Annotated in this window: 18 protein-coding genes; 3 read left to right on the forward strand and 15 right to left on the reverse strand. The window is 67.7% G+C overall.

The annotated features are described in order from the left end of the window. Positions 1-381 precede the first annotated feature (381 nt). From FMQ63_RS37625 to FMQ63_RS31165, 7 genes are all read right to left on the reverse strand, one after another. Positions 382-537, reverse strand: coding sequence for a hypothetical protein (locus FMQ63_RS37625; protein WP_171452356.1), 156 nt, complete (start codon positions 535-537; stop codon positions 382-384). 168 nt (positions 538-705) lie between these two features. After that, a complete protein-coding gene (locus FMQ63_RS31140; RefSeq protein WP_011553288.1) occupies positions 706-1,536 on the reverse strand; it encodes a hypothetical protein in 831 nt (276 codons plus the stop codon). Between the two features lie 10 nt (positions 1,537-1,546). Next, on the reverse strand, positions 1,547-4,510 hold the full coding sequence (locus tag FMQ63_RS38185; protein WP_011553289.1) for a hypothetical protein: 2,964 nt from the start codon (positions 4,508-4,510) through the stop codon (positions 1,547-1,549). Next, the gene (locus tag FMQ63_RS31150) at positions 4,507-4,866 is read right to left on the reverse strand and encodes a hypothetical protein (protein ID WP_011553290.1); all 360 of its coding nucleotides are present in this window, start codon (positions 4,864-4,866) and stop codon (positions 4,507-4,509) included. Before FMQ63_RS31150 ends, FMQ63_RS38185 begins: the two co-directional genes overlap by 4 nt. 753 nt (positions 4,867-5,619) lie before the next feature. Continuing rightward, positions 5,620-7,215, reverse strand: coding sequence for a hypothetical protein (locus tag FMQ63_RS31155; RefSeq protein WP_020478981.1), 1,596 nt, complete (start codon positions 7,213-7,215; stop codon positions 5,620-5,622). Continuing rightward, positions 7,212-9,314 carry a hypothetical protein gene (locus tag FMQ63_RS31160; RefSeq protein ID WP_011553293.1) on the reverse strand — a complete coding sequence of 701 codons (2,103 nt, stop codon included), beginning with the start codon at positions 9,312-9,314 and terminating at the stop codon, positions 7,212-7,214. The genes FMQ63_RS31155 and FMQ63_RS31160 overlap by 4 nt, the downstream gene beginning before the upstream one ends. A gap of 11 nt (positions 9,315-9,325) precedes the next feature. Next, the gene (locus FMQ63_RS31165) at positions 9,326-9,865 is read right to left on the reverse strand and encodes a peptidoglycan-binding protein (protein ID WP_225909241.1); all 540 of its coding nucleotides are present in this window, start codon (positions 9,863-9,865) and stop codon (positions 9,326-9,328) included. A 356-nt stretch (positions 9,866-10,221) separates the two neighbouring features. On the opposite strand from FMQ63_RS31165, the gene FMQ63_RS31170 reads away from it, so the two are divergent. Then, complete coding sequence (locus FMQ63_RS31170; RefSeq protein WP_011553295.1) at positions 10,222-11,115, forward strand: SMP-30/gluconolactonase/LRE family protein; 894 nt, start codon at positions 10,222-10,224, stop codon at positions 11,113-11,115. 6 nt (positions 11,116-11,121) lie between these two features. Here the strand turns inward: FMQ63_RS31170 and FMQ63_RS31175 are convergent, their stop codons facing one another. From FMQ63_RS31175 to ccmA, 8 genes are all read right to left on the reverse strand, one after another. Beyond that, a complete protein-coding gene (locus FMQ63_RS31175) occupies positions 11,122-12,225 on the reverse strand; it encodes a zinc ribbon domain-containing protein (protein ID WP_225909242.1) in 1,104 nt (367 codons plus the stop codon). 96 nt (positions 12,226-12,321) lie between these two features. Next, positions 12,322-12,873: a thiol:disulfide interchange protein gene (locus FMQ63_RS31180; RefSeq protein WP_011553297.1), complete on the reverse strand. Its 552-nt coding sequence runs from the start codon at positions 12,871-12,873 to the stop codon at positions 12,322-12,324. Continuing rightward, a complete protein-coding gene (locus FMQ63_RS31185) occupies positions 12,873-14,894 on the reverse strand; it encodes a heme lyase CcmF/NrfE family subunit (RefSeq protein ID WP_011553298.1) in 2,022 nt (673 codons plus the stop codon). The genes FMQ63_RS31180 and FMQ63_RS31185 overlap by 1 nt, the downstream gene beginning before the upstream one ends. Beyond that, positions 14,891-15,367, reverse strand: coding sequence for a cytochrome c maturation protein CcmE (locus tag FMQ63_RS31190; RefSeq protein WP_011553299.1), 477 nt, complete (start codon positions 15,365-15,367; stop codon positions 14,891-14,893). Before FMQ63_RS31190 ends, FMQ63_RS31185 begins: the two co-directional genes overlap by 4 nt. A 6-nt stretch (positions 15,368-15,373) precedes the next feature. Next, positions 15,374-15,562 (reverse strand): heme exporter protein CcmD, encoded by a 189-nt coding sequence (locus tag FMQ63_RS31195; protein WP_011553300.1) that lies wholly within the window; start codon positions 15,560-15,562, stop codon positions 15,374-15,376. Positions 15,563-15,564: 2 nt separating this feature from the next. Continuing rightward, entirely contained in the window at positions 15,565-16,278 is a 714-nt protein-coding gene (ccsA, locus tag FMQ63_RS31200) for a cytochrome c biogenesis protein CcsA (RefSeq protein WP_011553301.1), read from the reverse strand. 3 nt (positions 16,279-16,281) lie between these two features. Next, positions 16,282-16,983 (reverse strand): heme exporter protein CcmB, encoded by a 702-nt coding sequence (locus FMQ63_RS31205; protein WP_011553302.1) that lies wholly within the window; start codon positions 16,981-16,983, stop codon positions 16,282-16,284. Further along, entirely contained in the window at positions 16,980-17,639 is a 660-nt protein-coding gene (gene ccmA, locus FMQ63_RS31210) for a heme ABC exporter ATP-binding protein CcmA (RefSeq protein ID WP_011553303.1), read from the reverse strand. Before ccmA ends, FMQ63_RS31205 begins: the two co-directional genes overlap by 4 nt. Positions 17,640-18,024: 385 nt before the next feature. Between ccmA and exoL the strand changes: the two genes are divergently transcribed. Together exoL and exoM are read left to right on the forward strand one after the other, a co-directional pair. Further along, complete coding sequence (gene exoL / locus FMQ63_RS31215; protein WP_020478982.1) at positions 18,025-19,182, forward strand: spore coat polysaccharide deacetylase ExoL; 1,158 nt, start codon at positions 18,025-18,027, stop codon at positions 19,180-19,182. After that, complete coding sequence (exoM, locus tag FMQ63_RS31220) at positions 19,179-20,699, forward strand: spore coat polysaccharide flippase ExoM (RefSeq protein ID WP_011553305.1); 1,521 nt, start codon at positions 19,179-19,181, stop codon at positions 20,697-20,699. The genes exoL and exoM overlap by 4 nt, the downstream gene beginning before the upstream one ends. The last annotated feature ends 65 nt before the right edge of the window (positions 20,700-20,764 follow it).

Genomic DNA, 20,764 nt, shown 5'->3' on the forward strand with positions numbered 1-20,764 from the left:
GTGTATAAGAGACAGGTTCGTGGGGGCCGTGGGGGTTGCGGGCCGGGCGCTGCTTCGTCGCAGACCGCGCCGGTGCCAGAAGTGCCGCAACCCGAGGGCGCGGCTCGATGAGGATGCCGACGATGCCCACCTGGCGCCGGGGCAGGTTCGTGAGGAGCAGTTGGGCTCGGTGGATTACGACGTGTGGTGGTGCGAGCCATGCCAGGACGCGGTGGTGGAGCGCTATGGAACGCTCTTCACGCGTCATGTCCGGTGCACGAAGTGCCGTTATGTGACCGCGAACAAGACGAGCCGGACGATTCGCAGCGCGACGTACTCCTCTGGCGGAGAAATCGAGGTCACGGTGCGTTGCACGCACTGTCACCACACCGCGACTTCCCGTCACTCGACCCCGAAGCTCACGCGGTCCACATCGTCGAGCTCATCCAGCCGGAGCAGCTCTTCGAGCGGCGGGCGTTCATCGGGCGGCGGCTCGAGTGGGCGCTGGTAGTTCGCGAAGGCCGGGCCGGCGCGTCTGGACTGCGTCGGCCCTGTCAAGAGGCACCGTCCGCTGGTCATGCGCGGTTCGCGCCCGCTCGACCTCGGTGATGTGCGCGTTCATCCACACGTACAGCGCCTTGAACGGGGCCAGCAGCAAGCGGCCCAATGGCTTCTGCGAATGGCTCGTCCGAAGTCATCGCCGGACGCGAGGGTGGGGGCGCTACATCACGTAGTGGGGTCCTCTTCATAATGGACCACCCCATCAGGCCGGCGCGCCCTCAGTGCTTCCACTTGCCCTGGGCCGAGCGCGCGATTCCTGCGCAGCCAGAGCTCGTTGAGGCTCTTGAGCGACGCCAGGACTTCAACACTGGCAGGAGTGACCGCTGTGTCGATTAAATGGAGGCGTAGCACCGTTCCAAGCCCGGTCTCATCGCGCAGTGTTTGAAGCAGGCGATCATCGACTCCCCGTCCGGTGAGCAGGAACTCGTTTGAGAACGCCATCGGCTTGACGGACGTCACGTCGAGCAGGCTGGGGTCGTGCAGTACGATGCCACTGAGGCTTCCGTCGTCACGGACCGGCAGATTGAGCAACGTCTGTTCGGGGGTGGCCCGTGCCCGCACCCGCCCGTCCTCGAACCACGCCCAACCATCGCCGTTCCGCATGTCCGCTTTCGGCGCTCCGGATGGGTACCACTCTCTGCGCGCCGTGTCTGCGGGCTGGCCGGAGGCATACGCTTCTTCGACGAGACACAGTCCCTGACGGTTGAAGGTGTACACGATGCCGTCGACTGGCGCACCGCGCCAGAGCAACGGTCCATAGGCGTCAGCGAGTTCGAGGCACGCGCGATCCAACCGCGCACCTTCGAGTTGGGGCAGCCAGTCGTCCGATGTGCCCGAGACACTTCCCTCCGAGACAGCGAGGAGCTCGCGAACGACCCCGTCGTCCTCGACGCGATAGGCGAGGCCCGAAAAGCCTGCTCCCTCATAGGACAAACGGCCGTTGTCGTCGGTGGTCAGGGTGCTCGTGCGGATACGTCGCATGGGTTCCATGGTCATGGTCTTGCCCTCATCCCGTAATCACCCGGAACTGGCCGGGGGCGACCAGGATGCCGGAGCAGTTTGGACACGCCACGAAGGGGCGCCCCTGACGTTGATGCTGCTCCTGTAGCATGTAGGTGGCCACCGTGACGTCTGTCGCTGCGACGCCCGCGGCGAGGAGCTGATTGGTCGCGAGGCACTCCGCATGAACTCCGGGTACTCCGTACAAGGCGGCGAAGCCATAGGCGGCATTTGTACCATGTGGAATGACCGTAGCTCCCGAAATGACCGCGAAGATGTGGTTGCGGATCCGGGTCTTCATCTGCGCATTGAGGACGATGCCGTGGTCGTTCAGGAGGAAGTTCTCAATCCAGTTCGCGCCAGCGGTCGCCCAGGTGTTGTTGTTCCCGTGCGGATTGTTCATCGAATTGAGGAATAGACCAAATGGCGATCCCCCAATGGCTCGATAGTTGCGGTTGACCCAGAAAGCGGTTCGTCGGCCGTAGTATTTGTGCGCCGCGGCGAGCGCAAGCGCGACATCCGTGTTGGCGGGACCGGCCAGGGCTCGTGTCCGACACTCGTTGCCCGTCAGTCTATCGAGGTGCTGATCGAAGCTGAAGGTATCAAGGCACACGACGTCCCCATGGTTCAGTGTTCGCGGGATGCCGTCTGCGGATGCGGCTGCACTTATCCGAGCGGCGCACGAGACGTACCTGGCTGTGACAACCTTGACCGGATTGCGCGTGGCGGGAATTCCGTGCCCATGCGTTGGGATTGCATCCCATGCTGGGTTGTTGCCTTGCGTGGCGAAGTAGCGAACGACAGGATGGCCGCCGAAGTGGGCCTGATTGAGGAGAGCGGTCCCCGCAAGTGCTCCAGCCGCGTCATCGAAGACCTCCAGGTTGGCGTGCTCCAACGACAATTGGTCGGCCTTCTGCCAGAACGCATTGCTTGGGGCGGTCACCGTCATCTTGGCGAATGTGAAGGCTTGGTTGTTTTTGGCGTGGAGCTCGCGCTGCTTGGGGGCGTTGAGCAGCGGGTCGGGATTGAGGGACAATCCCCCAGCGAAGGTGGGGACTTGCAGCTCGATCTTCTCGACGCAAACCGTCTTCGATGCGCGCGCGGCAAGCCGCCAGGCGGAGCCCGCCGTTCCGCGAGCTTCAGCACTCACGTCGCAATTGCCGGCCGTCACTCCGCGCATATAGAGCGTTACGGGGAGCTGATTGGCCGCGAAAGTCGTCCCGGAAGCCACTGCGTTTGTACACAGTTGGTCCCTGAAGCATGCAATCTGCGCTCCGTAGTCCAGCCGGAGATTGAGGTCTCCACATGTATGTGTTGGGTCCGTCTGATCTATTTCGAGGATCAGCCGCGAGGGATCTGTCGAACGGTTGTGATGGTTGCCATGGACGAGCACGAGCTCATCGCAGCGAATGGATGGGCTCACCACGTTGATGGCCTGGATAGGGATGTCCCCAGTCCGAGGAGGCGCGACGCGGATGCCCGGGGAGTCAACGGCATCGAGCGCGAGTTGGACGCTGGCGTTGCCCACGTTCGCGCCTTTGACGTAGACGGTGACGCCGTGACGTAGGGCGTCCGCGTCGAAGGCGTCGACGGGAGTCTCACAGTTCGCATCGGTGAAGAGCGAGCCACCCACCACGGTGGGCCGTCCTCGTCCCGCGTACGGCGGCTGCCCTGTGCTCTCAGCGAGGCCCAGCGTAATTTGCGCGGCCGCGAACTGCTCCTCGTGGTGCCACGCGATGGCCTCTCCCACTGTCACCGTCGGGCTCACCACGTTGATGGCCTGGACGGGGATGTCTCCAGTTTGAGGAGGCGCGACGCGGATGCCCGGGGAGTCAACGGCATCGAGCGCGAGCTGGACGCTGGCGTTGCCCACGTTCGCGCCTTTGACGTAGACGGTGACGCCGTGACGTAGGGCGTCCGCGTCGAAGGCGTCGACGGGAGTCTCACAGTTCGCATCGGTGAAGAGCGAGCCACCCACCACGGTGGGCCGTCCTCGTCCCGCGTACGGCGGCTGCCCTGTGCTCTCAGCGAGGCCCAGCGTAATTTGCGCGGCCGCGAACTGCTCCTCGTGGTGCCACGCGATGGCCTCTCCCACTGTCACCGTCGGGCTCACCACGTTGATGGCCTGGACGGGGATGTCTCCAGTTTGAGGAGGCGCGACGCGGATGCCCGGGGAGTCAACGGCATCGAGCGCGAGCTGGACGCTGGCGTTGCCCACGTTCGCGCCTTTGACGTAGACGGTGACGCCGTGACGTAGGGCGCCCGCGTCGAAGGCGTCGACGGGAGTCTCACAGTTCGCATCGGTGAAGAGCGAACCACCCACCACGGTGGGCCGTCCTCGTCCCGCGTACGGCGGCTGCCCTGTGCTCTCAGCGAGGCCCAGCGTAATTTGCGCGGCCGCGAACTGTTCCTCGTGGTGCCACGCGATGGCCTCTCCCACTGTCACCGTCGGGTTCACCACGTTGATGGCCTGAATGCCGACGACTTCTGTCGCTGACGGTACGATGACGCGAACGTTCGGGTTGGCGTCTGGAGTGATGGTGAGCGTCACCGTCACGTTGCCGGCTGAATTGCCCCGCACGAAGAGCGGGAGAGTCGCGCGAAGTGCCTCCGCCGTGAACGCTTCAGCTGCGGGAGTCGTGCAGTTGCTATCGCAGAACAGGTCGGCGTCCCCTGTGACGCTCACCGTCCCGCTCCCCTGATACGGCAGGTCTGGGTGCGTCTCTATGATGGACAGCATGACGATCGCCGGGCGTGTCCCTTGCCCTGCGTCGTCGAACCAGCCTGGTACATGCGCGACGGCGACGTTCGCCGTGACGTCGTTCGTGACCGTTTGCTCGCACGGCACGACGACGGAGACCTCCGGCGCGTTTGCCAGGTCTTGCTCGGCGGCGTGGAGTCGCAGGAGGTCCAGCCAAGCCAGTTCCTCGGACTCGCCATCCCGAATCGGGCTTCTGCTGCGCTTCATCATTCGCCCCCTTTCGCAGTGAGTGCACGGCGCGCGTTCCCGTAGAGAATTTCGATCTTGCTCTCCGGTGTGGGGATGTCGGTTCGCGACAGCGTTTCCGCCGCCCATGGAAGCGCTTCGAATCCCTCGCCAAAGAGCACCCGCAGGTGAGCGAACCTGACGATGCCCTGTGAACTCCTCACGCCGTGTTCCATGGCCCTCGCGACGCTGGCGTCAATGAAGTCCTTCAGCGCGGCGTCGTCTGTCTCGAGCAGTCGCTCCCCGAAATGCTTGCGCAGATGAGGATGAAGCCACGCGCGCAATGCCCCCAGCCGTGGCTCGGCCAGGGCTGCGAGTTGAACATCCCGAATGACGAGCATGGAAGGACTTTAACATTTCTGACATCCCGCGCGCGGAGTGTTGGTTGGCTTTCATCACCTGAATTCAGGCGGATGTCGCGGAGGGGGGCGTGATGCGGTGCGGCATCTGTCGGACGGGAAGGACGGTGTCGCTCGCGGTGACGGGTAGCGACTCACGTGAGTCCTTCCTGGTGAAGCCAGCCAAAAGGGGGGATGAATAGGCGGTAGCGGAACCAAACGGTGACCTTTGTGAGAGGCGTTGCCGCGTGCGGATCTCGCCACCGTGTTTCAACGATGCCTTGGCGCAAGTCGCCAAGGCGTGACAGCGCCCCCATTTCTCCTGGGAATACTCCGCGATGCCATCTCCTGGAGGAGGAAGACGGTGCGCACCGTCACGCCTGGCGCCACCGCCAGTGCGGTGCGCTCTTCTCCTTTGATGACCGCGTCACCCGGACCCGGCTGGTCTGCACCCTGATTTTCGGACCAGTTGAAGCGTGAGAGAGTCCTCGCGGCCAGGAAGTAGGTCGGTCGTGAGGAAGAGCAGGTTTACCGAGGAGCAGATGGTCCGCATCCTGCGGGAGGTCGGCGCTCGCCGTGCCCATGCCGACCCCGCCGCATCATTCCCCGAGCTTCAATGCCGAAAGTACCGAGGGAACTCATCGGTGGAAGCGCGCCGTTGAGGCAAGCGCTCACAGTAGACGTTTCAAGTGGGAAACGTCAGGACAGACAATCGAGGCTGCCTCTTCGGGCAGGTTCGGGAATCGCCCCCGGAGCCTAAAGCCATTCAAACTCAGGGCCCCGAATGGGGTCCGTGGTGAGGATGAACGTGCCCTGGAGCATTTCGATCAACTCCAGTGGACCCGCCACAGGCTGCTTCGGTGACGAGGGTGAACCTCGTTGCCCCGAATGCATCAACCTCCCGTCTTCCAGGAGAATGGCCCAGCGCACTTCGCCTGCTCTGTCGGAGTGGGGGAGATGGCAGTGTCGCGCCACCGCGGCGCGTGCACTCATTGGGAGCTCGGGCAGCGGCGTCATGCTTGGGGGCGCCACGAGCCTTCCGTCGGAACGGAAGCGGACTTCCGCCAGCATGGGCTGCCGAGGGTTCTTCAGCGACACCGCCACCAGGGCCGCATGGACGTGGCCCGAGTCATCAATCCAGACGCCCGGCTCGGAATCAGGAAGCGCGCTCAGTCCTCGGAGGAGCGAGCTCGCCACTCGGCTCAGACGGCCGGCGCTCGTGGCTCGCACGTGCTGGACTTCCAGTCCTCCCGCGGCCTCGCTCACGAGCACGATGCTGATGCCATTCCCCACGGACCCGGGCTGCAGAGTGGCGCGAGCACTCAGGGGCACGGATGGGAGCCTCACGCGCCCCACTTCCTTTCCGGGTGTGACTTTGGGGGCATCCATGCTCGACTGAAATCGCAGGAGTCGGAGCCCTCTCCCCCCAGCCTCCACGATGGGGACGAAGAGCTCTCCGGCATGTGTCTCCAGGGGCGGACGGATGAGCCTCTCTGGCGGCGCTTCCAGGTCAAAGCGGAAGGGCGCTGTGATCGTCGCGGGCGGAGCCAGGGCGAGAATCGACGCGCCCTGGCGCCACAGGACCCAGCTCACGGCCTCACCGCTCGGCGCATCGTTCGTCCACGGCGCCAGCGCGTCGGAAGCATCTGGCGCCACCGTTCCCAGCACCTTCGAGGTCCGCCGGGAGACGCCGCGTCCGGCCTCGTCCGTCTCGTCCACGAAGACGGCCTGCATCAGCAGGGTCTGCTCCTCCAGGTGCTGGAGCCACACGGTGCCAACCCCGGAGTACGGCCCGCCTCCAATCATCACTCCCGCCGACGCGGAGTCTGGCCGTCCTGTCACGACCTCGAATTCGACCGGCGCGGACACCGTATCGATTCCCGCGGCCTGAAGTCTCGCGGTCAGCCGGTAACGGCCGGGCTGGCGGATGGGCGCCCATTCCTGGAGCGGCACGACGGACTCGAGCACGCGTCCCGAGCCCAGTCGGACCTGGGGCGCGACGACGCCACCGAGCGGCTGCGTGCCCTCACGCTCGATGACAGTGTAGTGATTGACGGCATGGCCCTTCGGGTACTCGGGGCCCGTGACGGTGTATGTCAGGGATTGGTCCGAGTGCCGGAAGGGGTCGGGAAACTCCAGGGGCGTGGCGCTCTCGTTGGACAGGGCGATGCGCACGTCCATGTCTTCTGAAGTGACGAGCTGCGCCTTGGACAATCTGAGTTGGATGCGCATGGGCGGACCTCCAGAGGGTGGGGACGGTGCCGTCTTGACCTGGGACGGCGTGGGGACGGGGTTCGCCGCCGACAGGGTCAGCACGAGCAGCCACGGCCCGGAGAGGACGGAGGCGCTCATGGCCGCGCGTTCCGGGCACCGTCGCGGTCCAGGGCGTGGGTGTTCCATCCCCGCAGGCGCAGGAGACAGAGCCCACAGAAGCGCCGCTCCGTCGTGAAGTCGTAGCCCATCAGGCAGTCCTTCCCGTCGACGTCGTGGCGCTTCGCCTGGGCGCCGCCAATCTCACGGTGCGCGGGGAAGGGGGCATGCGGCAGGAAGAGCTGGTGCCCGATTTCATGCGCCAGCGTTTGTTCCAGCGAGTTGAAGCCGTTTCGGTAGTTGCCCGGCGCGGCGCATTGGATGACGGCGCAGCGGTCCCGCTTCCGCGAGGGGAACTCCGACGCGAAACCGTTCACGCGAATGCCGCCGACCGTCGTCTCCAGGTTGTAGAGCCCGGAGAACTGGAAGAGCGCGATGCCCGCAGCCGTCCCCAGCGCCGAGTCCAGCGCCCGGGTGAGCAGTGCCTTTGCCCAGTCTTTGCACTGCCGGTGGTACTCGCGAGCCTCCAGCAGGGGCAGCCTGCGCTCTCGCGTGGGCGCCAGCCACCGGGGGAGGTCCGCATCGCCGCAGTGCTTCACGCGCTTCACCTCGGCCAGGAATTCCGCGTGAGTGCGGAAGGTGAGCGCGTGGCCGCCTGCGGCGAACTGGTCCACCGCAGGGTCGATGGCAGCCCGGAGCTCCCAGTGCCGGGATGCCGCCACGGCCTCTGCGATGCACGCGTTGTATTCCCGTGCGCACCATCCCGAGACGCCGCCCGTGCGGTCCTCCAGGCGCAGAAAGGCTTGTTCGAAATGGCCCTGCACGGCGGAGAGCGAGAACCCGGAGGCGCCCGTGTCCTTGCACAAGAGGCGGGAGATGTGGACCTCGCGCCAGGATTCGAAGACGCCGGTGGCGGCGCGCACGGCGGCGGGCAGCGGTCCATCATCGTCCACGTCCAGCACCACGCCGCCATCCTTTCGGCGGTCATAGGCAAGCTGCACTGTGACTCGCCAGGCGTCTCCCGCGATGCTGGAAGGCTGGAACACCACGCCCGTGCGTCCCGCGAAAGCCCCTGTGGTCCACGCCTGGCTGTAGGCCGCCCAACCGCGCTTGTTGCAGGGCGTGACGCGGAAGGGGAAGGCGCCGTCACGGGGCTCGGCCTGGGGCGCGTAGCCGGCCTGTCTGGGAAACACCGCAAGCGACGGCGCACCGCGCTTGCCGCCCACGTCCCGGTGCGCGTTGTCGCCCTTGGGTTGTGACGTCGAACAGTGACGGTCCAGCGCATGTTTGAGGAAGGCCCGGGCCGTGGGGGCATGGTGTTCGATGGCCTCTGTCTCGTCCTCCCAGTCCCAGAGGAAGCGCACGCGGCCCAGGGCCTTCGGCGCATCTACCCGGTTGCCGCGCGAGTCCTTCAGCCAGGCTCGGGCGAACAGCGGAAGCTCCGGTCCGCTACCCCAGTGTTTGCGGTGCAGTTGGTGGTCCGTGTCATCGGACATCTCCGACGGCTTTGTCTTGAAGACGTTCCCGACCAGCCGGATTTCGGCCTTCTCGTCGGGCGCGGGGAGCCGCTTCAACGACTGGGTCAGCTCACGGTCGCGTGGTCGCGAGAGCACCCGGGGCTCACCCAGCTCCAGGTCAACGCCCGCCACCAGGACGTGGAAGAACGTCCACGCCACGGGCGCCTGCGCCAGTCCACTGCCTTGGAGCGTCAGCTTCAGCTTGTATGGCGAGTGCTCCACCGTGACGACGCCATCCGGGGATGTCTCCGACTCGGGCACGCGGCCATCCCATGCCCATCGGTGCTCGCCTTGGAGGAGTTCCTCGCGGCTCAGCTCGCGCGACCACAGCGGCGCCTTGCGGTAGCGCGTGAAGAGCTCCAGCTTTCCAGCGCGCACCAGCCCGCTCGTGTTGAGCAGACGCCACGTCAACTCCACGGGCTCGACTTCGGGCGCGAAGTGGAAGCCGTCATCACCCCCTGTCAGCGCGGGGAAGGGAACCGGGCGGTGGCAGCGGGATTGGGGACCTCCAGGGCTGCGGAGCCGGAAGTCTGCGATGCCATGACTGGCGGGACGGAGGCGGTTGCGGTTGCGTCCTCCGGGCGCAGCGAGGGCGACACTGGCCGTCAGTGAGATGCGTGCCATGGGTGGTGGCCTCAGGCGTCGTGCAGGCGGATGAGTTCGCGGGAGATGTCCGCGAGCTGTCCCGTTTCCGGCAGGCCATGGCGGCGCTGGAACGCTCGCACGGCGGACTTCGTCGAGGCTCCGGGCGACCCGCGCTCACCTTCAATGGCGTAGCCCAGGTTGTGCAATCGCTCCTGCGCGGCCCGGAGGGCGTCGGACTCGAATCCTGGGAGCGACTGGAGCTGCAGCGCCCAGCGGAGCGTCACCGGTTCGGACGCGGCGGTCGGCGTGGCGTCCGGAAAGTCCTCATCGGTGACGGCGGGTGGGTAGGGCGGTGGCGCGCCCTTGGTGGCGGCGGGAGGCGCGCTCCGGCGGGGCGGTGGCGCTGGCGGTTTGGACAGCTTCACCAGCAACTCACCCGCGGCGAGGCCCGGGACTTCGTGGCTCAACGAGCCATCCGCCGCCGTTCTGCCGCAGTGCTCGGTGCGGCCGACCGTGAGCACGTATTCCGTCTCCGCGTAGGGCACTTCCTGTGGATCCAACAGGACCAGGTGCAGCCGTCGCTGCTTCAAGATGAAGGTACTGGTGTTTCCTGTCCGGATTGGTGCCGTCCTCGGACTGACCATGCCGCGCTCCCCCCGTGCCTGGATTCGCGATGGTGTCTGTGCATCGTTGAAGGCGTGCCCAAGGTACGGGAACCCAGAGTGCCCGCTATCACCGGAAGTTCTGGGATAACCCTGTTCTGTGCGTCGGGTTAACGGACCTCAACCTGGTGGGTCAGTCAGAGGACGCATGCATGGCCAGCCGGGCGAGCCGGAGTGATCGCTGCGTGACGAGGCCACGTCCGCCGCCGCGTGCATGTCCGGCGCGTGCGGCGTGCCTATTTTGGCTACGGACGTTGAGTCTCGCTTTCTTGGAGGAGCCACGCATGCGCACCACGGACGTTGCCAGGCACGACGAAGCCAGGTGCATCTGGCCCGCACGAGCCGTGCTCGGCGAGGGCCCCTTCTGGATGGCCACCGAGGGCGCGCTCTACTGGCTCGACATCCCGGGCCGCAAGGTGCACCGGCTGGAGCTCCAGAGCGGTGCCCAGGCGAGCTGGGACACCCCTTTGCGTATCGCCTCGCTCGCGCCCCGGCGGAGTGGAGGCTTCATCGCGGGGACGGAGCGGGGCCTGGCCTTCTACGAGCCCCGGAGCGCGCGGCTGGAGCGGCTGCTGGATCCGGAGCCTGAACACCCCCACAACCGCTGCAATGACGGGAAGGTGGACCCACAAGGCCGCTTCTGGGTGGGCACCATGGATGACCACGAGGAGGCGCCCACCGGCGGGCTCTACCGGTTCGACGCCCAGGGACACCTCGCTCGAATCGATGAGGGCTACACCGTGACGAACGGCCCCGCCTTCAGCCCCGATGGGCGGACCCTCTACGTGAATGACTCGCCCCGGCGCGTCACCTACGCCTTCGACCTGAGCCCGGACGGCGCGGCCTCTCGTCGCCGGGAGTTCCTCCGCTTCGACGAGCCCCACGGCTTCCCCGACGGAATGACGGCCGACGCGGAGGGCGGATTGTGGATTGCCTTCTATGGAGGGGGCTGCGTGCGCCGCTTCTCTCCGGACGGCGCGTGGCTGGCCGAGTACCGGCTGCCCGTGGCGAAGACGACCAGTGTCGCCTTCGCCGGGGACGCGTTGGACCGGCTGTTCGTCACCACCGGGCGAGATGGGCTCAGCGCGGAGGAGCTCGAGGCCCAGCCGCTGGCCGGTGGGCTCTTCGAGCTGACACCGGGCGTCCGCGGCGTCGCGCCGGTGCCCTTCGCGGGCTGACCCGGCTCAGCCTTCCTCTTCGACGGCTTCTTCGTACTGCCGCGGGGGCAGCTCGGCGGCGCGAGCCGCGCGCAGGTGCTGCACTGCGAGGAAGCCCACCGCGCCCAGGCCGAAGACGAAGACGAAGGGCCCGGGGAGCAGGCGCATGTTGAGCCCCGCGAACGCGAGCGACAGGGCCACCGCGCCCGCGGGCAGGTAGCGCGTCCAGGACGGGCGCTCCACCTCCGGCCGCAGCGCCAGCAGGGCAAGCACTGCCAGCAGCGCCAGCTCCACCACCACCGACGCCGGCAAATCCCAGCCCCGCAGGTGGGTGACGCCGCCACCGTAGCTGTAGAGCATGTCGTCGGTGGGCCGCTGCGTGGCGATGACGCGCAGCTCCGGCGGGCCCTGGGGCACCGGCGCGTTGTCCGGCAGGCCCAGGTCCAGCTTCACCGTGCCCCACGGCGCGAACAGCGCCAGCAGGCACACCGCCACGCCACCCAGGCCCACCAACTGGGGCATCGCCAGGAGCTGCCGGGGCTCGAAGTACACGCCCACGCCGTCCTCTCCCGCGATGGCCTTGCGGTACTGATCATGGGCCACCAGCCCCACGCCCGCCACCATCAGGAGCGGTAGCACGCCCAGGCTGAGTGAGCGCAGCGCCAGCGCCACCATCACCGCGGTGGCGGCGGCGGCGGCCTCCGGCGTCATCAGCACCGCGGGCATTCGCTCGGTGAAGCCAGGCGACTGCTCCGCGGCGCGCAGCTCGCGTGCGACCAGCACCGTGCCACTCACCACCGCCAGCAGCGTCCCGAGGAGGCCCACGCCAGAGGAGGAGAGCAGGCCGGACAGGAAGACGGCGCAGCCCACCACGATGACGCCCAGCACCGTGGGCGAGTGGGCCGGCACGTGCGCCAGCCACTTCGGCCCGTCGTAGGCCGGGGCGGACTGGCCCGGGTCCGTCTTGTCCTCGGGCGGAAGCTCGGGCGCGTTACCCACGACATAGGGCCGCGAGTGCTCATCCGCCTCCTCGAGAATGTCCGCCGCATAGGCGGGCTCCGCCAGGTCGCGCTGGGGCCGCGAGGGACGGAGCGCGGCCCGGGCGCCCGTTCCCTTGGGCGGCTCGGGCATGGTCGCCCCGCAGTTCTCGCAGTACCGCAACCGGGAATTGGAGTCTTCACCACACTCCAGGCACCGCATACCGCCACCTCATTGGGACGACAGGGGCTACTTCCGCGCGGCCTCGGTGGGGGCGGAGGGCGTGGACAGCTCCTGGATGCGCAGGGCCAGCGTCTGCGGGTCGATAGGGCCCACATGCTTGCCCCGGATGATGCCGTTGGGGTCGATGAAGTATGTCTCCGGTACGCCCGCCACGCCGTAGTCCAGCGCCATCCGCGAGCGCGGATCCACCAACTGCGGGAAGCTGGCACCGTACTGCTGGAGGAAGCCGCGCGCGTTGTCGTCGGTGTCCTGGAACACCACACCCAGGAACACCGCCTGCGAGCCGTACTGCCGCGCACCCCACTCCAGCACGGGGTGTTCGACGCGGCAGGGGCCGCACCAGGACGCCCAGAAGTTGATGACCACCGGCCGGCCCTTCAGGTCCGCCAGGCTCACCTTCTCTCCGCTGTCCAGCGCGCGCAGCCCGAAGTCCGGGGCCGGCTTGCCCTTCATCATGAAGGGGACTTCGTGCGGGTTGCGCCCGAAGCCCTTGAACAACACGAAGAGCAGGCCCGCGCAGAGGACCACGAAGCCCAGCGTGTAGCGCCAGCCCTTCATCAGGCGGCCCCTCGCTCGGCGTCACCACCCGTGAGCGGGGACGTGCCCACCGCCGGCGCGCCCGCCATGGCCACGGCGGTCTTCCGGCGCGGCCACAGCGCGATGAGGGTGCCCAGCACCAGCAGGGGGATGCTCCACCAGATCCACCCGACGAGCGGGAAGACCCAGATGTTGATGCTCGCCGTGCCGGCCTGCTCGGAGAAGGCCATCAGCGACACGTAGAGGTCCTCGGCCGGCGTCTCCCGGACACCGGGGGTGCCAATGGGGTCCGTGCTGCGCTCGTAGTAGTTGAGCCGCGGCTTCAGTTCGGAGACCTTGCCGCCCGGGGACGTCACTTCAATGCGCGCCGCCACGTAGGTGCGGTGGGGCTCCTCGCCGCTGACCAGGCCCAGGTACTTCATCTGGTAGCCGCCCAGCTCGATGACCTGCCCCTTCTTCAGTGTGCCGGAGGTGTGCTTCACGTACGCGGAGGACGCGGCCACCGCGACGATGATGAGCACGATGCCCAGGTGCACCACGTAGCCGCCGAAGCGGCGCTGGGCCTTGAGCGCGCTGGTGGTCAGCGCGGCGACGAAGCCTTCCTTGCGCTCGGACATGCGCACCCGCACCGGCGCCACCAACTCCCGCACAGTGACGACGGTGACGAAGCCCGCCAGCCCGAAGGTCATCAGCGGGTACACGCCGCGCAGGCCCACCGCGAAGCACGCCGCCGTCACCACCAGCCCCACCACGGAGGGGATGATGAACTGCCGGCGCAGCGTGGCCGGATCCGGCTTGCCCCAGGGAAGCACCGGGCCCACGCCCATCAGGAAGAGCACCGCGATGCCGCCCGGCACCGCCATCTTGTTGAAGTACGGCTCGCCCACGCTCACGCGCACGCCGCGGACCGCCTCGGAGATGAGCGGGTACAGCGTGCCCAGCAGCACCGTGAAGGTGATGGCGACGAACACCAGGTTGTTCACCAGGATGCTCGCCTCGCGAGACAGCGGTGAGGCCAACTGGCCTTCCGGCACCAGCAGCGGACCGCGCACCGCCAGCAGGCCCACGCACAGCACCAGCAGGAAGCCCAGGAACACCAGGAAGGTGGGCCCGATGTCGGACTGGGTGAACGAGTGCACCGAGTTGAAGATGCCCGAGCGCGTCATGAACGTGCCCAGGATGGTGAGCACGAAGGATGCGAGCGCGAGGCTGAGCGTCCACAGCTTCAGCATCCGCTTGCGCTCCTGCACCATGGTGGAGTGCATGAACGCCGTCGCCGTCAGCCAGGGTAGGAAGGACGCGTTCTCCACCGGATCCCACGCCCAGTAGCCGCCCCAGCCCAGCACGGCATAGGCCCACCAGGCGCCCAGGATGATGCCAATGGACAGGAAGAGCCACGCCACCAGCGTCCAGCGCCGCAGGGGCGCCATCCACGCTTCGCCAATCTCGCCGCGCAGCAGGCCCGCCACCGCGACGCCGAAGGGCACCGTCATGCCGACGTAGCCCAGGTAGAGCATGGGCGGGTGGATGACCATCAGGATGTGGTTCTGCAGCAGCGGGTTGGGGCCGGGGCCGTCCGCTGGCACGGGGGACACCGCGCCCCAGGGATTGGCCGGGCCCGCGATGAGGAAGGCGAAGAAGACGCCCACCGCCAGCATGGTGCCCAGCGCCAGTTGCATGTACCGCGCGTGCTCGCGCCGGTGGATGTAGGCGAAGACGGCGATGTAGCCGCCCATGATGAGACCCCAAAAGAGGATGGACCCCTCCAGGGCGCTCCACAGCGAGACGATGGTGTAGACCAGCGGCGTGGCCCGGCTGCCCACCTGCGCCACGTAGCGCACGCTGAAGTCGTGCGTGACGAGCGCGTGGACCATCACCAGGTTGGAGCCCACCATGCAGGCGGCGAAGCCCCACACCGCGCGCAGCACCCACGGGAAGCCTGCGTCACTTCGACGCAGGCCGCTCACCAGGCCTACGAGTGCGCCGAAGGTCGCGAACGCGAGCCCTCCGAGCACGAGGCCGTAGCCAACGGTTCCGTTCACTTCGCACCCATGGCGGTGGCGTCGGAGAGCGTCTCCTGCCACTGACGAGGATCCTCACCCTCCTTGGGGGCGCGGTACTCGTTGGAGTGGTTCACCATCAGCCGGTTGGAGCTGAAGACGCCGGACTTGTCGTAGGTGCCTTCCACGACGACGCCAATCTTGTCGCGGAACATCTGCGGAGGCGTCTCCGTGGCGCGCACCAGCACGCTGGGCGCGCCTTCCTTGACGTCATCCGCCACGCGGAATTGCAGGGTGGTGTGCTCCGCGTTCCACTGGATGCTGCCTGCCTCCACCACGCCCCCCAGGCGGATGGTGGCCGAGTACGCCTTGTCACCCTGGCCCAGCATCTCCGACGGGCTCCAGTAGTAGACGAGGTTCTCACCGATGTTGCCGAAGGCCACGAATCCCAGGCCAGCCCCCGCGACGAGCAGGGCCCCCAGGGCAATCAGACGGTTGCGAGCGACGGGGGACATGGCGACTCACTCCTTGGCGTCGGTGGGGGCTTTGGGCCGACGAACCCACAGGGACACAGCGTAGAGAACGAGCATGGCGACTGTAATGCCGTAGCAGGCCCAGACATAGCCCCAGCCGCCAACGATGCGGCCGCTGCCCACCTGTCCGGGCGCCGCCGCGAGGATCCACAGCATCTGCGTGGAAAGCGTCATCATGTTCAGGCCACCCTCGTGGAGTTGGCGCCACCCGCAGCGGCGAGGTCCGACGGCAGCGCATCCGGGAGGGCCACCTCCGCCTCGCGCTCGGCCAGGGCCTGGCGGTAGCGCAGCACCAGGAACCAGAGGGTGAGGAACAGCATGCCGAAGGCCGACACGCGCAGGGCCAGCGTCATCTCCGGGTCCACCGTCTTCGGCGTGGACTGCACCTGGTGCAGGCTGCGCCACCAGCGCACGGAGAACCAGACGATGGGCAGGTTGATGGCGCCGATGATGGCCACCACCGAACTCCACGTGGCGCGCTTCTCCGGGTCCTCCACGAAGCGCCGCAGCACGAGGTAGCCGGTGTACGTCACCAGCATGATGGCCTGCGAGGTCAGGCGCGGATCCCACGACCAGTAGACGCCCCAGGTCGGCCGGCCCCAGATGGCGCCGGTGATCATCCCCGCGGTGCCCAGCACCAGGCCAATCTCCGCGGACGCCTCGGCGGCGGCATCCAGCTTCCAGCTCGCCTTCATGAGGTAGCTGATGGCCACCACGAAGTTGATGGCCATGGCCACCATGGCCACCCACTGGAGCGGGACGTGGACGTACATGATGCGCTGCACGTCACCCATCTCGCGGTCCGGCGGTGCCCACTCCAGTCCCAGCCACCACCCCGCGGCGAGAACGACCAGCGCCAGCGCCGGCAGGCCCCACTTGATGAACTTTCCCATCCGTCAGTCCTCGATGATCCGCGGGAACAGCAAGAAGCCTATGCCCCAATAAATCAGATTGAATCCGCCCAAAAGCCCGACCCATGAGCCAAACTGATTCATGGGGTCTCCCTGAAGTACGAGCGTGGTCGCCTTGGCCGCGGAGAGGAGGGCGGGGATGACCAGCGGGAACAATAGCAAAGGCAGAAGCACATCCCGTGCCCGGGCATTGCTCGAAATCGCGGCGTAGACGGTTCCTGGGGCGCTCAAGGCCAGGCTGCCGAGCAGGAGGATGAGCCCCAGGTCCACCATGCTGGTGACGATGCGCACCCCGTACAGGGCCACCATGACGGGCACCAGCAGGACGCCCAGGGCCGTCAGCAGCAGGGTGTTGCCCAGGGCCTTGGACAGGAAGATGGCGCGGGCGTCGGCGGGGGCCAGCCGGATGCCGTCCATGCACGCGTTCTCCGACTCGACGCGGAACGACTCGCCCAGGGCGAGCACGCTGGCGAAGAGGATGGCCAACCAGAAGTAGCCGCCGGCGTTCTTCTCCAGCAGCTTCGTGTCGGGGCCCAGCGCGAAGGAGAACATCAGCAGCGTGGCCAGCGCGAAGAAGATGATGGCGTTGAGGCGCGCGCGGGTGCGCCACTCGATGAGCAGGTCCTTGCGCAGCAACGCCAGGGTCGCCGTCAAAAGGCCGATGGGGCGGGGACGCGAGGTGCTCATGCCGCCACCGCCCGGCCTTCCTGCAGGTGAAGGCGTTCTTCACACAGCGTCAGGCCTTGCTCGATGAGGTGGGTGGCCAGGATGACGGTGACGCCGCTGGCCTTGAGTTCGGCGATGATGGCCTCCATGTCGCGGATGCCCGCGGGGTCCAGCTCGCCGAAGGGCTCGTCGAGCAGCGCGATGGACGGCGCCTTGAGCAACAGGCGGGCAATCGCCAGGCGCTTGCGCATGCCGGCGCTGAAGCTGCGGACCGGGCTGTCGGAGCGGCGGCTGAGTCCCACCCGGGTCAGCTCGTCGCTGGCGGCGTCCGCGGGCGAGGGCAGTCCCAGAAGCCGGGCCAGCACCGTGAGGTTCTGGTGCGCGGTGAGGTCCTCATAGAGGAAGCTGGCGTGCGACAGCAGCGCCACGTCCCGGCGCACCGCGTCGCGCTCCACCACCGCGTCGCGGCCGAGCACTTCCACCCGGCCCGCGGTGGGGCTCAGGGCGGTGGCCAGCAGGCGCAGCAGGGTCGTCTTCCCGGAACCGTTGTGGCCGGTGAGCAGCAGCGAGCGTCCGGCGGGGAGCGCGTACGTGAGACGCGCCAGGGCCCACCGGCGGCCATACCGCTTGCTGACGTCGTGCAGGGCAAGCGCGGGGGCGGCGGAGAGGGGAGGCATCGGCGGGGCGTTCGTATCCGGAAACCAGAACGTCCACCAGTGAAACCCAAGATGGTGGCCTGGATGGAGAAAGGGCGACCACATCGGGAGGAAAGGTTTTCCTCCCGATGTGGTCGGAGGTGCCCGCCGGGGGCCTCCGGGGTTCCACGGAGGGGAACGTCCACTGCTCGCCACGCGACCCGTTCGGACGGCTGGCCCTCTCGACTGCCCGGTCCAGGGTGCCCAACCTCCCTCCTGGCACCTCCCCTGCAACGGTGCGCGGGCATGGCGAGGCGGACTCAGCGGATCCGCGCGGAGGGCGTGAATGGCGACGGGCAAGGTGTTGCGTAGAGCGGTCAAGGCGGCGGCGGCGGGGATGATCCATTACAGCGGGATGCGGCGGGCAATGGCCGCGTATCGGCGCTCCCAGTCTGGCGGGAGGCGCATCCTCATCGTGAGCTACCACCGCGTGGTGAGCGACTTCACCGGGGAGCTGCAGCGCTCGATTCCCGGGCTGCTCATCTCCCAGGAGACCTTCCGCCGGCACCTCGAGGAGGCGCACGCGGCGGGCTTCGAGCTGGCCTCCATCGGTGACGCGGTGGACGTCATGAATGGCCGCCGGGTGGCGAAGAAGGACTTGTGCGTCGTCACGTTCGACGACGGCTACCGCGACGTCTACCGGTACGCCTATCCGGTGCTCAAGGAGATGGGCGTTCCGGCCATCACCTATCTGCCCACGGCGTTCATCAGCACCGATAAGCGCTTCAACCACGACCGGCTGTTCCACCTGCTTCGCCGTGTCCAGGAGCGCCGCTTCCGGCCGTTCTACGACTCGCTGCCCGCGCCCGCGCTGCAACTGCTGGGGCCCATCCTCTCCGGGCAGAAGACGGTGTCGGCGTCGCTGGACGACTTCATCGGCGAGCACCCCACGCGCGTGCTGACGGAGATCATCGATGCGCTGGAGCAGCAGCTCGGCGGCGGCGCGGACCTGGTGCCGGAGCAGGGCGACGTCATGAACTGGGACGAGGTGCGCCGCATGGCGCGCGACGGCTTCGAGTTCGGCGCGCACACGCTGGGCCACACGGTGCTGACGCTGGAGCCACAGGAGGTGGTGGAGCGCGAAATCCTGGAGTCCAAGCGCGCCATCGAGCGCGAGGTGGGCATCACCGTGCGCGACTTCGCCTACTGCAACGGCTGGTACTCGGACGAGGTCATCCGCGTGCTGTCGGCCAACGGCTTCCGTTCCGGTGTCACCACGGAGGACATGCCCAACCGCATTGGCGGTGACCCGTTCACCCTCAAGCGCAAGGTGCTGTGGGAGAACTTCAGCCTGGGCATGCTCGGCGACTATTCGTCGGCGCTCACCGGCTGCCAGCTGGATGACTGCTTCGGGGTGCTGGGCATGAGCAGCCCGGTGCCGGGGAAGCGCCCCCATTTCATCAGCGCCCCCACCGTGGGAAACCAGTTGAGCAGCGCCCCGGTGCGGGTGGGCCCCAAGCCCGCGACCAGTAACGAAATCGTGGTGGGCCCAGAGTCCGCCACGACCATCCAGGAGGCTCCGTGAGCGGAGGTTCCACGTCGGCCGCGTCCGGGGGCTCGTTCCTCGGGCGCGCCGGCCCCTTGGTGTTGGCCCGGCTGTTCACCGCCGGGCTGACGCTGTCCATTCCCCTCGTGCTCGCCCGGGTGCTGAACCTGGACGACTACGGGACGTACTACCAGCTGTTCCTCATCGCCACGACGCTCTACTACGTCCTGCCGTTCGGCGTGGTGCAGAGCCTCTACTACTTCCTGCCTCGCGCGGACGCGAAGCGGCCCTTCCTGGGGCAGACGCTGCTGTTCATGTCCGCCATGGGCCTGGTGGGCGCGGGAGCGGTGTGGGCGCTGCTCGGGTATGTGGCGGGCTGGTTCTCCAATCCCGCGCTGGCCGAGTACCGCCTGCCGCTGGCCGCGTACACCGCCTTTCTGCTGGGGAGCTTCCCGCTGGAGGTGTCCCTCACCTCGCAGGGCCGCACGAAGGCGTCCGCGGTCGTGTACCTGATATCGGATGCGGTGCGGGCCTCGGTGATGGTGGTGCCGCCACTCCTGGGCGCCTCGCTCTACGGAATGATGATGGCGGTGGCGGCCTTCGCGGGCCTCCGCTACCTGGCGACGTGGGTGGTGTCGCTGCGCGGTGCCACCGGACCTTGGGTGGACGGCCAGCGCTTCCGCGAGCAACTGACCTACGCGGCGCCCTTCGGCGCGGCGATGCTCTTGGCCATTCCCCAGCAGAACGCGCACCTGTACGCGGTGGCGGGCGCGGTGGCGCCGGCGCTGTATGCGCTCTATCGCGTCGGCTGCTTCCAACTGCCGGTGGTGGACCTGCTGTACACGCCGACCAGCGAGGTGCTGATGGTGCGGCTGGGCGAACTGGAGCGCGAAGGCCGCCTGGAAGAGGGCGTGGAGGCCTTCCGTGAAGCGGCCGGAAAGCTGGCCTACTTCTTCCTGCCTTTCGCGGCGTTCCTCTTCTCGGCGGCGCCGGAGTTCATCGGGGCGATGTTCGGTGAGAAGTTCCTGCCCGCGGTGCCCGTCTTCCGCATCAGCGTGCTGGGCGTGGTGCTCTCCATCCTCCCCATGGACGGGACGCTGCGCGCCCGGGGGCAGACGCGGGCCATCTTCGCGTCCTATGCGGTGAAGGCGGCGGTGACGGTGCCGCTGGTGTGGCTGGGGGTGAAGCACTTCGGGCTGATGGGCGGCATCGGCTCGTGGGCGGTGGCGGAGGTGGTGGGCAAGGCCATGCTGCTGGCCCGCGTGCCCGCGGCGCTGTCCACGCCGGAGCGGAAGCTGGGCGTAGCGGACGTGATTCCCTGGCAGTCGCTGGGCAAGGCCACGCTGGCGGCGTGCGCGGCGGCGGCGGCGGTGTTCGTCCTGCGGGCTGGTGCCCACGGGGCCTGGGCGCACCTGCCCACGGGCTTTCTGTGGCGCGTGCTGCCTCTGGCGGTGGCCGGGGCACTGTTCTTCATCGGATACCTGGTGGTGCTGCACTTCACGGGGGTGCGACCGCTCAGCTTGATCGCGGGGCTGCGAGCGCGAAGGGCGGGGTAGCGCACTTCCCTCCCTGCGGGGAGGTACCTAGTTTGGTGCGGTCGGAACAAGGGGATTGGGAGGCG

This window comes from Myxococcus sp. CA005, assembly GCF_006518205.1.
Lineage (GTDB): Bacteria > Myxococcota > Myxococcia > Myxococcales > Myxococcaceae > Myxococcus > Myxococcus xanthus.

Bases quoted from the DNA above. Each gene is read 5' to 3' on its own strand.
- FMQ63_RS31160 (WP_011553293.1), bottom strand. From the start codon at position 9,314: ATGGCACGCATCTCACTGACGGCCAGTGTCGCCCTCGCTGCGCCCGGA.
- ccsA (WP_011553301.1), bottom strand. From the start codon at position 16,278: ATGGGAAAGTTCATCAAGTGGGGCCTGCCGGCGCTGGCGCTGGTCGTT.
- FMQ63_RS38185 (WP_011553289.1), bottom strand. From the start codon at position 4,510: ATGATGAAGCGCAGCAGAAGCCCGATTCGGGATGGCGAGTCCGAGGAA.
- ccmA (WP_011553303.1), bottom strand. From the start codon at position 17,639: ATGCCTCCCCTCTCCGCCGCCCCCGCGCTTGCCCTGCACGACGTCAGC.
- FMQ63_RS31205 (WP_011553302.1), bottom strand. From the start codon at position 16,983: ATGAGCACCTCGCGTCCCCGCCCCATCGGCCTTTTGACGGCGACCCTG.
- FMQ63_RS31190 (WP_011553299.1), bottom strand. From the start codon at position 15,367: ATGTCCCCCGTCGCTCGCAACCGTCTGATTGCCCTGGGGGCCCTGCTC.
- FMQ63_RS31140 (WP_011553288.1), bottom strand. From the start codon at position 1,536: ATGACCATGGAACCCATGCGACGTATCCGCACGAGCACCCTGACCACC.
- FMQ63_RS31195 (WP_011553300.1), bottom strand. From the start codon at position 15,562: ATGATGACGCTTTCCACGCAGATGCTGTGGATCCTCGCGGCGGCGCCC.
- FMQ63_RS31155 (WP_020478981.1), bottom strand. From the start codon at position 7,215: ATGAGCGCCTCCGTCCTCTCCGGGCCGTGGCTGCTCGTGCTGACCCTG.
- FMQ63_RS31180 (WP_011553297.1), bottom strand. From the start codon at position 12,873: ATGAAGGGCTGGCGCTACACGCTGGGCTTCGTGGTCCTCTGCGCGGGC.
- FMQ63_RS31175 (WP_225909242.1), bottom strand. From the start codon at position 12,225: ATGCCCGAGCCGCCCAAGGGAACGGGCGCCCGGGCCGCGCTCCGTCCC.
- exoL (WP_020478982.1), top strand. From the start codon at position 18,025: ATGGCCGCGTATCGGCGCTCCCAGTCTGGCGGGAGGCGCATCCTCATC.
- FMQ63_RS31150 (WP_011553290.1), bottom strand. From the start codon at position 4,866: ATGCTCGTCATTCGGGATGTTCAACTCGCAGCCCTGGCCGAGCCACGG.
- FMQ63_RS31170 (WP_011553295.1), top strand. From the start codon at position 10,222: ATGCGCACCACGGACGTTGCCAGGCACGACGAAGCCAGGTGCATCTGG.